The organism is Halomonas sp. B23F22_20 (assembly GCF_043496985.1).
Classification (GTDB): domain Bacteria; phylum Pseudomonadota; class Gammaproteobacteria; order Pseudomonadales; family Halomonadaceae; genus Halomonas.
On the sequence record NZ_JBIEKH010000004.1, the window covers coordinates 83,999 to 98,196 of the forward strand.

General features: G+C 66.9%; 11 protein-coding genes and 1 tRNA gene. 6 read left to right on the top strand and 6 right to left on the bottom strand.

All coding sequences use genetic code 11. From position 1 onward, the window contains the following. Positions 1 to 3: 3 nt before the first annotated feature. From ACGTN6_RS03960 to ACGTN6_RS03975, 4 genes are all read right to left on the bottom strand, one after another. Positions 4 to 1,470: an alanine/glycine:cation symporter family protein gene (locus tag ACGTN6_RS03960; RefSeq protein ID WP_394589960.1), complete on the bottom strand. Its 1,467-nt coding sequence runs from the start codon at positions 1,468 to 1,470 to the stop codon at positions 4 to 6. 333 nt (positions 1,471 to 1,803) lie between these two features. Continuing rightward, complete coding sequence (locus ACGTN6_RS03965; RefSeq protein WP_394589961.1) at positions 1,804 to 3,234, bottom strand: sigma-54-dependent transcriptional regulator; 1,431 nt, start codon at positions 3,232 to 3,234, stop codon at positions 1,804 to 1,806. Next, a complete protein-coding gene (locus tag ACGTN6_RS03970; protein ID WP_394589962.1) occupies positions 3,231 to 4,943 on the bottom strand; it encodes a transporter substrate-binding domain-containing protein in 1,713 nt (570 codons plus the stop codon). Before ACGTN6_RS03970 ends, ACGTN6_RS03965 begins: the two co-directional genes overlap by 4 nt. A gap of 52 nt (positions 4,944 to 4,995) precedes the next feature. Further along, the gene (locus tag ACGTN6_RS03975; RefSeq protein WP_394589963.1) at positions 4,996 to 5,859 is read right to left on the bottom strand and encodes a YicC/YloC family endoribonuclease; all 864 of its coding nucleotides are present in this window, start codon (positions 5,857 to 5,859) and stop codon (positions 4,996 to 4,998) included. Between the two features lie 113 nt (positions 5,860 to 5,972). Between ACGTN6_RS03975 and rph the strand changes: the two genes are divergently transcribed. Beyond that, positions 5,973 to 6,710 carry a ribonuclease PH gene (gene rph, locus ACGTN6_RS03980; RefSeq protein WP_394589964.1) on the top strand — a complete coding sequence of 246 codons (738 nt, stop codon included), beginning with the start codon at positions 5,973 to 5,975 and terminating at the stop codon, positions 6,708 to 6,710. A 134-nt stretch (positions 6,711 to 6,844) separates the two neighbouring features. Here the strand turns inward: rph and ACGTN6_RS03985 are convergent, their stop codons facing one another. Next, a complete protein-coding gene (locus tag ACGTN6_RS03985; RefSeq protein WP_183386729.1) occupies positions 6,845 to 7,612 on the bottom strand; it encodes an exodeoxyribonuclease III in 768 nt (255 codons plus the stop codon). Positions 7,613 to 7,703: 91 nt separating this feature from the next. On the opposite strand from ACGTN6_RS03985, the gene pyrE reads away from it, so the two are divergent. From pyrE to rep, 3 genes are all read left to right on the top strand, one after another. Continuing rightward, positions 7,704 to 8,384: an orotate phosphoribosyltransferase gene (gene pyrE / locus ACGTN6_RS03990; RefSeq protein ID WP_394589965.1), complete on the top strand. Its 681-nt coding sequence runs from the start codon at positions 7,704 to 7,706 to the stop codon at positions 8,382 to 8,384. Positions 8,385 to 8,493: 109 nt separating this feature from the next. Beyond that, positions 8,494 to 9,045, top strand: a complete 552-nt coding sequence (trmL, locus tag ACGTN6_RS03995) for a tRNA (uridine(34)/cytosine(34)/5-carboxymethylaminomethyluridine(34)-2'-O)-methyltransferase TrmL (RefSeq protein WP_394589966.1) — start codon at positions 8,494 to 8,496, stop codon at positions 9,043 to 9,045. Next, positions 9,042 to 11,099, top strand: coding sequence for a DNA helicase Rep (gene rep, locus ACGTN6_RS04000; RefSeq protein WP_394589967.1), 2,058 nt, complete (start codon positions 9,042 to 9,044; stop codon positions 11,097 to 11,099). The genes trmL and rep overlap by 4 nt, the downstream gene beginning before the upstream one ends. A gap of 147 nt (positions 11,100 to 11,246) precedes the next feature. On the opposite strand, the gene ACGTN6_RS04005 is transcribed toward rep, so the two are convergent. Further along, on the bottom strand, positions 11,247 to 12,032 hold the full coding sequence (locus tag ACGTN6_RS04005) for a c-type cytochrome (protein WP_394589968.1): 786 nt from the start codon (positions 12,030 to 12,032) through the stop codon (positions 11,247 to 11,249). 232 nt (positions 12,033 to 12,264) lie between these two features. Between ACGTN6_RS04005 and ACGTN6_RS04010 the strand changes: the two genes are divergently transcribed. Both ACGTN6_RS04010 and ACGTN6_RS04015 read left to right on the top strand, forming a co-directional pair. Continuing rightward, a tRNA-Arg gene (locus ACGTN6_RS04010) sits at positions 12,265 to 12,341 on the top strand. A 162-nt stretch (positions 12,342 to 12,503) separates the two neighbouring features. Beyond that, positions 12,504 to 14,186 (top strand): sensor domain-containing diguanylate cyclase, encoded by a 1,683-nt coding sequence (locus ACGTN6_RS04015; protein ID WP_394589969.1) that lies wholly within the window; start codon positions 12,504 to 12,506, stop codon positions 14,184 to 14,186. Positions 14,187 to 14,198 lie beyond the last annotated feature (12 nt).

Consider the following 14,198-nt stretch of genomic DNA (forward strand, 5'->3'; position numbering starts at 1 on the left):
TCGCTACGCCTCGGTGGTCGCTGCCGCCGTGGAGCGGCGGACGCGCTCGCGATCCTCGGGCTCGATCTCCCAGGCCGTCGGATCGACGTTCAGGTCGCTAAAGCGCTCGGCGTCGAAGATCGGCTGTGTCACGCCCGACCGGATCTGGCCATCGAAGTCGCGCAGGATGCGCAGTCCCGGCTTGAACAGCATGGTCAAGGCGATGAGGTTGGCAAGTGCCAGGAAGCCCATGGTGGTGTCGGCGAAGGCGAAGACGGTGCCCAGGTCGGTCATCGCCCCCCAGGTGCACAGGCCGATGATGGCGAGTCGGAAAGCGTTGAACAGGGTGCGATTGCCGCGGCTGAAGAAGTCGAGGCTGTTTTCGCCGAGGTAGTAGTTGTAGAGGATGGTGCTGAAGCCGAACAGCAGCAGCGCGATGCTGACGAAGCTGCGGCCCCATTCGCCGACGTGGTCGGCCAGCGAGGCCTGGGTCAGGGCGATGCCGTCGATGCCGGCGCCGGCTGCCGGATCATAGGCCCCGCCGAGCAGGATGATGAAGGCGGTGGCCGAGCAGATGATCATGGTGTCGATGAACACCGAGAAGGCCTGGACGATGCCCTGATTGACCGGGTGCGGCACGTAGGCCACTGCCGCCACGTTGGGCGCGCTGCCCAGCCCGGCCTCGTTGGAGAACAGGCCGCGCTTGACGCCCATCATGATCGCCGCGCCGATGCCGCCGCCGATGGCCGGCTCGAGGCCGAAGGCGCTCTTGACGATCAGCCCGATGACGTCGGGCAACTGCGTCACGTTCAGCGCCAGGACCGCCAGGGCGATCAGCAGGTAGCCGCCTGCCATCACCGGGACCAGGACCTCGGTGACCCGGGCGATGCGCTTGACCCCGCCGAAGACGATCAGGCCGACCAGCAGGGCCAGTCCGAGCCCGGTGTAGCGGGCCGGGATGCCGAAGGCATCGTCGAAGGAGGTGGCTACGGCATAGGACTGCAGGGCGGTGAAGGCGAAGCCGAAGGTGGCCAGCAGCAGCACCGAGTAGAGGCCCGCCAGCCAGTTCCAGCGGCGGCCGAGGCCGCGGGCGATGTAGCGGGCCGGGCCGCCGCGGTAGGTGCCGTCGGGCTCGGCGGTCTTGTAGGTCTGCGCCAGGGTGCACTCGAGGAAGCTGGTGGCCATGCCCATCAGGCCGACCACCCACATCCAGAACACGGCGCCTGGGCCGCCCAGCGTGATGGCCACGGCGACGCCGGCGATGTTGCCGCCGCCGACCCGGCCGGCCACCGACAGCAGCAGCGCCTGGAAGGAGCTCAGGTGGCCGTGCCTGTCGCGTTTGAAGGCCTGGCTGGCGCTGAGAATGCGGAACATGCGGCCGAAGTAGCGGAACTGCACGCAGCGCGAGGCGAGGGTGAAGCCGATGCCTACGGCGATCAGCAAGGCGATCAGCACCTTGCCCCACAGCAGGTCGTTGATCAGCGCGAGCATGCGGCACCTCCCACGTTGGCGATCATCATGGTGGGGGAGGCGGTCGCGGCCGGTGTGGCCGCCTTCGTTGTTGTTGGCATTGGTCGTCGAACCTCTTGCTCTTGGAATGTGGTGGCTCCCGTGAGGGGCCACTTCCGATGGAGCAAGGCGCGTGCCAGATGGTTTAATTTACATTAACTAATTGTTTTATATAGATTAATGGGTGTTTCATGGGGTGGCGAACGATGGTGAAGGGGTATAACTTCGCGACATACCGTGGCGCTATTTTTGAGGCAATTAATTGAAAATAAAGAAAATTGTGGCGATATAACCAAGGTTATCCGAGCGTACGGGTTATAGGGGTTCCGAGCCGGCTTCGCGCAATTTTTTCAGCCGCTTGCTGAGCGCCGGCTGGGAGATGCCCAGCAGTCGCGAGGCGATCGACTGGTTGCCCTCGGCTCGGCGCATTGCCTCGCGGACCAGCAGGTCGGCGACCTCGTGCAACGTTGGCAGGGGTTCGTTCGGGGTGAAGACGTGACGTTCGACACAGGCCTCCGACGGCTCGGGGGCCGTGCGCCCCGGATCGATGGCGCGCCGGAACACCTCCATGGAAAGCGTCCGCGAGCGATGGACGCTCATGGCGTCATAGGCCATGGCACGCAGTTCGCGTACGTTGCCGGGGAAGGGGTGGTTGGCCAGCAGTACCGGCAGCTCAGGAGGATAGGTCGGCCGCGGCTTGCCGAGCTCGTCGGCGGCCTCGGCGAGGAAGTGGTCCAGCAGCAGCGGGATGTCGCCGTGGCGCCGTCGCAGCGGCGGAATCCACACCTGGTGGGTACGCAGGCGGTAGTAGAGGTCCTTGCGGAAATCACCTTCCCGCTGGCGTGCCTCGAGGTCGTGATGCGTCGCCACCACGATGCGCGCCCGCGCTCGCTTGGGGCGGTCGCTGCCCAGTGGGTAGTATTCCCCCTCCTGCAGCAGGCGCAGCAGCTTGACCTGGGAAGCCGGACTTAGGTCGCCGATCTCGTCGAGGAACAGGGTGCCGTCCGCGGCCTGCTCGACCATCCCGGCGCGGGGACGATCGGCTCCGGTGAAGGCGCCCCTCTCGTGACCGAACAGGGTGTCGGCGAAGACGCCGTCGTCCAGCCCCGCCGCGTTGACGCAGACCAGCGGCCCGGGCCGACCGCTCAGGTCATGGGCCGCCCGTGCGATCAGTTCCTTGCCGACGCCGCTCTCTCCACTGATCAGCAGCGGCTGACCGCTCGGGGCCACCGACTCGAGGTACTGGAAGACCGAGCGCATGCCCTTGTCGTCGGTGACGATGTCGGCGAACGCCTCGGGATGCTCCAGAGTGTCGTTGAGAAAGCGACGCCGCAGCTCCTGGTTCTCCTGGCGCAGTTCCTGCAGGCGGATGGCCCGCTTGATGCCCTCGATCAGCCGGCTCTGCTCGTCGGTCTTGACGAAGTAGTCGAAGGCGCCGTGCTTGATGCAGTCGACGGCGGTCTCCACCTGGTTCAGGCCGCTGATCACGATCACGCCGACGTCGGGATGCTCCTCGACGATCTGCCGCAGCAGTGTCTCGCCCGACAGGTGGGGCATGGTGAGGTCCAGCGTCACCAGTCCGATGTTCTCCCGCGCCAGGATGTCCATCACCTGGCGGCTGTCCTCGCAGCGATGGAGGTGATTGATACCGCCGCTGCGCTCCAGGGCGATGCTCAGGCTACGCAGGAAGGAGGGCTCGTCGTCGACCAGCAGCAGGCCGAAGGCGGGATAGAGGTTCATGCTCATCGCTCGTTCTGATGGAGAGTGGCAGCGTCGTCAGGCGGGGCCACGGGCAGCGTCAAGGTGGCGATGGTGCCCTCGCCTGGACGCGAGGCGAAGGCCAGGTCGCCGTCGTGCTCGCGGACGATGCCGGCGGAGACGGATAGCCCCAGGCCGGTGCCACCGGACTCCCGCCGAGTGGTGAAGAAGGGATCAGTCAGCCGGGACAGCGCCGCCGGGTCGATGCCCCGGCCTTCATCCTGCACTTCCAGGGTCACGGTCCCGTCGCCAGGGAGAAAACGGGTCGTCAGGCGGATGCCCTGATCGCGATTTTCGAGAGCCTGGCAGGCGTTCAGCACCAGGTTGATCACCACCTGTTCGATGCGCTGGGCATTGCCCCGCACGGCGGGCAGGTCGCCCGCATAGTGCGCCTCGAAGCGGTCGGTGGCCTGACGGATCGAGTTGTCGACCAGCCGCACCGCGGTCCTGGTCACCTCGTCGAGGTCGAGGCGTTCGCCGAGATCGCGGCTGCCCTGACGGGCGAAGTCCTTGAGATCACCGACGATGCGCTTGATGCGTTGGGTGCCTTCCAGCATTTCGTCGAGCATCAAGGGCACCTCGTCGCGCATGCGCGAGTAGGGCAGGCCGCCGAACGGGAAGTCGCCGTGCTCGCGATAGTGGGCCTCGAGAATGGGTCGGGCGTCGTCGTGCGCATCCCGCAGCACCGGCAAATTCAGCAGCAGCAGGCCGCTGGGGTTGTTGATCTCGTGGGCCACGCCCGAGACCAGCACGCCCAGCGAGGACATCTTGTCGGCCTGGATCAGCTGCTGTTGCTGGCGCTGGAGTTCCTCGGTGCGGCTGGCCACCTCGCGCTTGAGCATGCGATTCCAGACCACGATGCCGCCCAGGATCAGCAGCAGCAGCGCCGAGGCGATCGCCCCGATCAGGCCCAGGCGCTTCCACGGCAGGCCTTGCCCCTGCACCAGGGGGCCCAGCCACTTGTCGTAGATGGCCTGATGGCGGCCGGTGTTCTTGAGGATCGCCAGTCCCTCGCTGAACTGGGCGAGTACGTCGGCGTTTCCCTCCTTGACCGCATAGCCGTAGCGCAGCGAGAAGGGACGGGCGACCGGCACCAGGTTGGTCAGCCCCAGCTCGCGGCTCAGGTACAGCGCCGGGAGATTGGCCACCAGGGCGTAGTCGTGCTGGCCGGCGGCGAGGGCGCGCAGGGCATCGGCATGGGTGTCGGTGGTGAACAGCTCGGCCCCGACGTCCTGCTCGATCAGCAGGTCCTGCATGATGTCGCCGCGCTGGACGATGACCGCCTTGCCGCGGAGTTCCTCCAGGCGTTCCACGGGAGGCGTTCCGCGACGGGCGAAGATCGACTGGTGGACGATGGCGTGGGGCGGGGCGAAGTCGAAGCTGGCGTCACGGCCCTCGGAGTAGGACATGCCCTCCAGGGCGTCAATCTCGCCGCTTTCCAGCTTGCGGCGCATCTCGCTCCAGGGGCCCAGCTCGATGCGCACCTCGATGCCCATTACCTCGGCGATGGCTCGGGTCAACTCGACGGCATAGCCGGTGGGGCGACCGTCCTCGTCGAGGAACTCGTAGGGCGGGTGGTAGTGGTCGCCGCCGACCACGATCACGTCCCCGTTGCCACGCGGGTCTCCCGCCGTGCCCGGCGTGGTCTGGCCGGCGACCGGCCAGGCGACGAGGCACAGTGAGACCAGTAGGGCCAATCCGAGGCCCGTCGACAGGGGGGAGGCGCTCGATAGCACGGGCATCGCGAAGCTACTCGATGTTCTGGATCTGCTCGCGCATCTGCTCGATCAGCACCTTGAGCTCCACGGCGCAGCGGGTGGTGTCGGCGACCACCGATTTCGACGATAGCGTGTTGGCTTCGCGGTTGAGCTCCTGCATCAGGAAGTCCAGGCGCCGGCCGATCGGCCCCTTCTGCTTGAGCTGGCGCTCGACCTCGCCGACGTGGGTCTCCAGGCGGTCGAGCTCCTCGGCCACGTCGGCTTTCTGGGCCAGCAGCACCAGCTCGGCCTCCAGGCGCTGGGGCTCGAGCTCGGTGCGCATGTCGGCCAGGCGCTCGAGCAACTGACTGCGCTGGCGCTCGAGGATCCCGGGCAGCAGGCGGCGGACCTCGGCGACCTGGGTGCGAATACCCGTCAGCCGCTCGCGGATCAGCGCGGCGAGCTGCTCGCCCTCACGGGCGCGGCCGGCGACCAGGTCGTCCAGGGCCACGTCGAACAGGGCGCGTGCCTCGGTCTTGATGGCCTCGAGATCGAGCCCGGGGGCCTCGAGCACGCCAGGATGGTCGAGCAGCGCCAGGGCATCGGGCAGCGGCGCCTCGGGAATGGCCTCGCGCACCTCGCCCAGCGCCGCACCCAGGGCGCGCAGTCGGTCGTGATTGACGGCGGCGTCGGCGCTGCGCTCGGCTGGGTCGAAGCGCAGCGTGCACTCCACCTTGCCGCGGGCCAGTTGGCTTCGCAGAGCGTCGCGGAGGCCGGGCTCCAGGTCGCGCAGGGCCTCTGGCAGGCGGAAGTGGGGGTCGAGGTAGCGCTGGTTGACCGATCGCAGCTCCAGCTGCAGCCGACCCCAGTCGGCATCGCGGTCCTGCCGCGAGAAGGCGGTCATGCTGTGCACCATGGAGTGAGCTCCTGTGGAACGGTCGATGTCGGGAAACGGGTCAGTGTAACTGATTCCCCCGGTAGTCCGTGTAGAATGGCCGGCCATCCATTCCCGATTGCGAGAGAGGTGCCATGTCTCCGGACTTCCGGCGTCCCAGCGGACGCACCCCCGACCAGCCCCGCGACATCCGTTTGACCCGCGATTACACCCGCCATGCCGAGGGGTCGGTGCTGGTGGAGTTCGGCGATACCAAGGTGCTGTGCAATGCCAGTGTCGAGGCCGGCGTGCCGCGCTGGCTGCGCGGCAAGAAGCAGGGCTGGGTGACCGCCGAGTACGGCATGCTGCCCCGTGCGACCCACACCCGCGGCGGTCGCGAGGCGACCCGCGGCAAGCAGGGCGGTCGCACGCTGGAGATCCAGCGGCTGATCGGACGCTCGCTGCGCGCGGCGGTGAACCTGAAGAAACTCGGCGAGTTCACCATCACCGTGGACTGCGACGTCATTCAGGCCGATGGCGGCACACGTACGGCATCCATCACCGGCGGTTGCGTGGCGCTGGTCGATGCCCTGCGCTACCTGCAGCGCGAGAAGCTGATCAAGAGCGATCCCTTCCATCAGCTGGTGAGCTCGGTCTCGGTGGGCATCTTTCAGGGTGTGCCGGTGGTCGATCTGGACTATCCCGAGGACTCCCGCGCCGGCACCGACATGAACGTGGTGATGGCCGAGGGTGGCGGGCTGATCGAGGTGCAGGGCACCGCCGAGTCGGGCACCTACAGCCGTGCCGAGCTCGATGCCATGCTCGATCTGGCCGAGAAGGCCGGCAGCGAGCTGTTCGATCACCAGCGCGAGGCGCTGGGCATCCGCCGCTGAGGTGGAGGAGACGGATTGATTTCCGCACTTGGCGGGAGCGCAGCAATAATCCGTGTTCTCTTAACGCAACACGCCGGCCCAGGGCCGGCGTGTTGCGTCATGCCTGGAGCATGACGGCGACGAAGGGAGGCGACTCAGAGCGGCAGGTCGTACTCGACGATCAGCGGCGCGTACTCGGAGAAGGTCGCGTCGTAGTCGATCCAGGCGTCCACCACGTGGCGGCGGAAGTTGGGGCCGACCAGCTGGTAATCGATGCGCCAGCCTTCCTGGCGCTCGCGGGGCTGGTCTTGATCCAGCGCCGGCCACCAGGTGTACTCGCCGGCGTCGCGGTTGATCTCGCGAAAGGTGTCGATGAAGCCGGTCGGGCCGAGCACCTGGTCCATCCAGGCGCGCTCCTCGGGCTTGAAGCCGGGGGTCGTCTGGTTATCGGCCCAGTTCTCCAGGTCGATCGTCTTGTGGGCGATGTGCCAGGTGCCGCAGATGATGTACTCGCGGCGCTTGCGAGCCATCTTGGCCAGGTACTCCTGGTACTGGGCCATGAACGACTGCTTGGCGGCCGGATCACTGCCGTCGGGCATCAGGAAGCTGGCGATGCTGAAGCGGTCGTAGTCGGCCTGCAGGAAGCGTGCTTCGTGGTCGCACTGGGGGAAACCCAGGCCGTACATGATCGCCTTGGGAATCTTGCGGCAATACAAGCCGACGCCGGAGAAACCGTCCTGTTCGGCATCGAGGAAATAGCCCTCGTAGCCTTCCGGATAAAGGATGCTGTCGTCGAGCTCGAAACTCTTGGCCTTGAGGTTCTGCACGCAGACGACGTCGGCATCCTGGTTGGCCAGCCAGTCGAGGAAGCCTCGGCCGACCGCCTCGCGGATGCCATTGACATTGATGGTGGCGATTTTCATACATGGTCCCTTTTGCGTCGCGCGTGTATGATACCCGACGTTTCGACGTTTGGGTAAATGGCGTCCGCCAATAAACGTGATAGGAGGCTCCGTGGCCGCATCGACCCTGCAACCCTACCAGCAGGCCTTCATCGAGTTCGCCATCGAGCAGGGCGTGCTGCGTTTCGGCGGGTTCACCCTCAAGTCCGGGCGCGTCAGCCCCTATTTCTTCAACGCCGGCCTGTTCAAGACCGGCCGCGCCCTGGCCGAGCTGGGCCGTTTCTACGCCCAGGCCATCGCCGACAGCGGCCTCGAGACCGACGTGCTGTTCGGCCCGGCCTACAAGGGCATTCCGCTGGCCGCTTCCACCGCGGTGGCCCTGGCGGATCATCATGACCTCGATCTGCCCTATGCGTTCAATCGCAAGGAGGCCAAGGCGCACGGCGAGGGCGGTAACATCGTCGGCGCCGAGCTTGCCGGCCGCATCCTGATCATCGACGACGTCATCACCGCCGGCACCGCCATCCGCGAAGTGATGGGGCTGATCGAGGGCGCCGGGGCCGAGGCCGCCGGTGTGGTGGTCGCCCTGGATCGCCAGGAGCGCGGCGGTGACGACAGCGATCCGCGCAGTGCCATCCAGCAGGTCGAAGCCGCCTACGGCATGCCGGTGTTGAGTATCGTCACCCTGGACATGGTGCTCGAGTACCTCGAGGTGCATGCCGGCGAAGCGCTGCGCGGCCATGCCGAGGCGATTCGCGCCTATCGCGACCGCTACGGCGTGGCCAAAGGCTGAACGGTCGCCGCGCCCGGGGGTATATGCCCCTGCCTCGTCGCCGAGCCGGTTTCTCGGGCCCCCGTCGGGGCCCGAGCGCGTTGTCGGTCCAGTATATCAGGAGTCATCGATGCTCGACGTGGTGCTCTACCAGCCCGAGATTCCCCCCAACACCGGTAACCTGATCCGGCTGTGCGCCAATACCGGCTTCCGGCTGCACCTGATCGAGCCGCTGGGCTTCACCCTCGACGACAAGCGGCTGCGTCGCGCCGGCCTCGACTATCACGAGTGGGCCCGCGTGCGAGTGCACCGGAGCTGGGAGGCCTTCCTCGCGGCGGTGGCCCCGACGCGGGTATTCGCCGTCTCGACCCGGGGGCGCGTCGGCTATCACGAGCCCGCCTACCGGGAAGGCGACGCCCTGGTATTCGGCCCCGAGACCCGCGGCCTGCCCCAGGCGATGCTGGATGCCTTGCCCGAGGGGCAGCGACTGCGTATCCCCATGCTGCCCGAGAGCCGTAGCCTGAACCTGTCCAACGCCGCCGCGGTGCTGGTCTTTGAAGCCTGGCGCCAGATGGGATTCGTGGGGGCCGGCCATCCGGGGGCCGGTCAGCAGAAAGCCGGCCATCCGGAGGCGGCACTGTCCAAGAGCGAACCGGCCGCCACGCCGAGGAGCGACGCATGACCCAGAGCATCGCCAGCCGCATCGCCAAGCTCAATCCGCGCCAGCAGGAGGCGGTGCGCGCCATCGACGGCCCCTGCCTGGTGCTGGCCGGAGCCGGCTCGGGCAAGACCAGCGTGATCACCACCAAGATCGCCTACCTGGTGCAGGAGTGCGGCATGAGCGCCCGTCGCATTGCCGCCGTGACCTTTACCAACAAGGCCGCCCGGGAGATGAAGGAGCGGGTGGGCAAGATGCTCCAGGGCCGCCAGGGTCACGGCCTGACGGTGTCGACCTTTCATACGCTCGGCCTCAACATCATCCGCGGCGAGCTCAAGGCGCTGGGCTACAAGCCGGGCTTCTCGCTGTTCGACCCCGAGGATGCCAAGGCGCTGCTGCGCGACCTGATGAACAAGGACGCCCAGGTCGATGCCGAGGCGATCAATCAGGTCCAGGCGACCATCTCCAACTGGAAGAACGACCTGGTGCTGCCCGGCCAGGCGCTGTCGCACGCGGCCAGCGAGGATGAGCTGTTCGCCGCCCGGGTCTATGAGGCCTACGGTCGCCACCTCAAGGCCTACAACGCGGTCGACTTCGACGACCTGATCCTGCTGCCGGTGACCCTGCTGCGCGACGACCCCGAGGCCCTCTCTCGGTGGCGCAAACGCATCCACTACATGCTGGTGGACGAGTACCAGGACACCAACGTCAGCCAGTACCAGCTGGTGCAGCTGCTGATGGCCGAGCGCCAGACCTTCACCGTGGTCGGCGACGACGACCAGTCGATCTACGCCTGGCGCGGCGCGCGGCCCGAGAACCTGGTGACCCTGGGCGAGGACTTCCCGCGCCTGAACGTCATCAAGCTGGAGCAGAACTATCGCTCCACCGGTACCATCCTGCGTGCGGCGAACACGCTGATCGCCAACAACCCCCACGTCTACGAGAAGACCCTGTGGTCCGATATGGGGCAGGGCGCGGCGATCCGCGTGGTGGTCAACCGCCACGAAGAGGCCGAGGCCGAGCGGGTGGCCAGCGAGATCCTCACCCGGCGCATCAAGGAGCGCGCGGAGTGGCGTGACTTCGCGGTGCTCTACCGCGGCAACTTCCAGGCCCGGCTGCTGGAGCTCAAGCTGCAGCACTACCAGATTCCCTACAAGCTCTCCGGCGGCACCTCCTTCTTCTCGCGCAACGAGATCAAGGACGCCATGGCCTACCTGCGGCTGCTGATCAATCCCGCCGACGACAACGCCTTCCTGCGCATCGTCAACGTGCCGCGCCGCGAGATCGGGCCGACCACCCTGGAGAAGCTCGCCAACTATGCCACCGAGCGCGGCGGCTCGTTGTTCGCGGCCTGTCAGGAGCTGGGGCTGGCCGAACAGCTGCCGGTCAGAGCCGTCGAGCGCCTGGGGAGGTTTACCCACTTTATCGAGGGCGTGCGTCGGCGCATGGACCAGGGCGACGCCATTTCCGCCATCCGCGAGATGCTGCGCGACATGGACTACGAGGCCTGGCTCTACCAGAACGCCAGCGCGCCGACCATCGCCGAGCGCCGCATGGCCAACGTCTGGACGCTGATCGACCAGCTCGAGAAATCGATGGGCGCCGATCCCGAGGAGGACACCTCCAGTGCGGCCACCGAGACCGACGGCGTGGAGGCGGCGATCTCGCGGCTGGTGCTGCGAGACATCCTCGAGCAGCAAGCCGAGGAGGACGACTCTGACCGCGTCCAGCTCTTGACCATGCACGCTTCCAAGGGCCTGGAGTTTCCCCACGTTTACCTGATGGGCCTCGAGGAAGAGCTGCTGCCGCATCGCAACGCCATCGAGGTGGGCACCGTCGAGGAGGAACGCCGCCTGGCCTACGTGGGCATCACCCGTGCGCGGCGCACACTGACCATGACCCTGGCGCGCCAGCGCAAGGCCTACGGCGAGCTGATGGACTGTACGCCGAGCCGCTTCCTCGACGAACTGCCGGAAGACGCCCTGGAATGGGAGGGGCGGGCCGATCGCGAGGATCCGGAGAAGAAACAGGCGCGCGGCAAGGATGCCTTGGCGGGGATTCGCTCGCTGCTGGGATGATCGTGGCTGCGGGCTGCGGGCTGCGGGCTGCGGGCTGCGGGCTGCGGGCTGCGGGCTGCGGGCTGCGGGCTGCGGGCTCGCGACGCATCCTAGGGCATGGCAGAACGCCAGCGGGGCGCCGATTGGCGCCCCGTGGCATGGCGGGCCTTACTCGGCCTGGCTCACCATATAGTCGACGATCGCCTTGATCTCCTCGTCGGGCAGGCTGGCGCCGCCCTTGGGCGGCATGGTGCCGATGCCGTTGAGGGCGCTGTCATAGAGGGTCTCGATGCCCTTGTCGAGGCGCGGCGCCCAGGCCTCGGTATCGCCGATCTTCGGCGCCCCGGCGATGCCGGCGGCATGGCAGGCAGCGCAGGGGGCGCTGGCATAGAGCGCCTCGCCATCGAGGCCCTCGTCGGCCGGGGATGCGGAGCCCCCGGCTGCCCCGCCGGTGTCGGCAGCGCTGGTATCCGAGGTAGGCTCATCCTCGGCCTGGGCATTGCCCTCGGCGGCGGGCGGCACATCCATCACTGGCTCGACCAGATAGGCCACCGCTGCGCGAACCTCCGCATCGGAGAGGTTGGGGTTGCCGCCGCGGGCCGGCATGGCGTTGATGCCGTTGAGGGCGTGATCCAGAAGGGTCGCGAAGCCCTGGCCGGTGCGTTCCGCCCAGGCCGCCTCGTCGCCACGCACCGGGGAGCCCGCGGCGCCGGTCTCATGGCAGGCCATGCAGACGCTGTTGTAGATGGCCTCGCCGTCGACGGCACCGCTGCCGCTGTCCGCGCTGTCGCCGGCCGAGGCCATGGCGGTGCCGCAGTCCTCGCCCTGGACGCACAGCTGGCCCACCGGGGCCAGGCGTTCGGCGATGGCTGCGCGATCCCCGTTGTCCTCGGCGTGCGCTGTGGCCAGGCCGAGGATGGACAGGCATCCCAGGATCCGCATGCTGAATTTCACTCTCACCACCTCATTTGTGTTCTTGTCATCGAGTCACGGTCGGCGCCACGACGGCCGAGAGGCGCTTCGAAGCGCGATGCGCGCCAGTATAGCGGCAACCCCGAGAGCGGGAAAATGTCGCCAGTCAACTCCGGCGCGCACGGTACGGGCCCGCAGCGCCAACCCGGCTGGACAGCGGAAGGGTGGCGAGGTAGGATGGCGCACGCTCGATGGGGAACCCTTCGGGCACCGCGCGCCCTTAGCTCAGCTGGATAGAGCGTCGCCCTCCGGAGGCGAAGGTCAAAGGTTCGAATCCTTTAGGGCGCGCCAAAGAATTCAAGGGCTTACGGTTATCCGTGAGCCCTTTTCTTTTGCCTGTCATCCGCTTGGCGACCTTCTCCCCTGCCAACCGTCTCGCCACGCCCCCCATGTCACGGTACGCTCGACGCTGCACCTGCAGATCGATAGGCACCGACAAGGAGAAGTGGCGTCGTGACACAACCAGCCTGGTGGGACGAAGTCCTGGCCCTCTCGCATTGCGCCTACCTGCATTTCTCGCGGAGTCAGCGGATCATCGATGTCATGGGAGATACCCGGGCGCTGGTCGGCCGCGCGCCGGAGGCGCTGCTCGGGCTGGCGCTGACCGAACTGAAGGACATCCGCACCCAACTGGGCGGTGCCGTCGCCGAGTGCCTGAACCGGCGAGAGATAAAGCCGGGCGACACCTGGGCCTTCGAGGATGGTGCCGTGTGTTATTACGGTCTCGCCGATGGCAGCTTTGTCGTCAAGCTGATGTCGGCGGAGCCCGTCGACCAGGGAATCGTGGGGCGGTTCGCCGACCAGCTGCCGGTCATGGTGGCGTATGTCGACCGGGAGGAGCGCTTTCGCTTCAATAACCAGGCCTACCTGGATTTCCTCGGTGTCGAGCGCGAGGCCCTCTACGGCCAGCCGGTGTCCTCGGTGCTGGATGCGGCCTCCTTCGACAAGGTGCGGCCACGCTTCCGACAGGCGCTGGCGGGGAAGGAGGTCAGCTACGAGGATCGGCTGGTGCTGGCGGATGGCCGTACCTTCTACTTCAAGGTGGATTACATACCCGATGTTCTGGCGGGCGAGGTGGTGGGGTTCTACGCCATCATTCAGGATGTGTCCGAGTACCGGGCCATGATTCAGCTGCTGCGCGATGTCCATAGCGGCGTGAACCGCACGGATATCGGCACGAGCGAGATCATTGCCACCCTGCTGCGCGATGCGTTGGCCTATCTCTCCCTGGATATCGGCCTGGTCAGCCGGATCATCGGCGACCAGTACATCGTCAAGTGGGCCGCCTCCGAGATCGCGGACATCTCCCCGGGTGATCGTTTCGCCCTGGGAGATACCTATTGCCGCTTGATGCTCGATGCCGAGGACGTCTTCTGGACCGTCGAGGCGGGCCAGGACGATCGCATCAAGGGCCATCCCTGCTACCAGCAGTTCGGCCTGGAGAGCTACATCGGCACTCCGCTGTGTCTCAACGGCGAGGTCTGGGGCACCCTCAACTTCTCCAGCCCCGAGCCCCGCCGACAGCCCTTCACTCGAGTGGAGGTCGAGCTGGTGCGGCTGATCGCCGATGCGGTGGAACGCGTCATCACCGATGAAGCTGAGATCGAGCAGGTACGCCAGGCGCTCGATCTCATGACCTACAAGGCCTCGCGGGACTACCTGACCCGGTTGCCGAACCGGGCCTACCTGGACCAGCAGGTGGAGGCGCTGATCCGTGCCCATGACGACCGGGACACGACGTTCTCGATCGCCCTGGTCGACATCGACCACTTCAAGCGAGTCAACGACACCCATGGCCACGATGTCGGGGATGCCGTGCTCCAGTGGTTGGGGAGACGGATCTCCGAGTGCCTGCGCGATGGCGATGTGGTGGCCCGTGCCGGCGGCGAGGAGTTCGTGGTGGTGATGAAGGGAGTGGAGGGCGCGGAGGCTGCAAAGGCCATGGAACGGGTGCTCGAGCACGTGCGGTCCGGCAGGATCACGCTCCAGGATGGCCAGAAGCTCGGCATCACCGTCAGCGGTGGCCTCGGCGAACACCGCCAGGGAGAATCCTTCGCGTGCCTGTTCAAACGCGCCGATACGGCTCTGTACGCAGCCAAGCAGGACGGGCGGGACCGGCTGCACGTCGCACGTTGACACCGCGGCTCG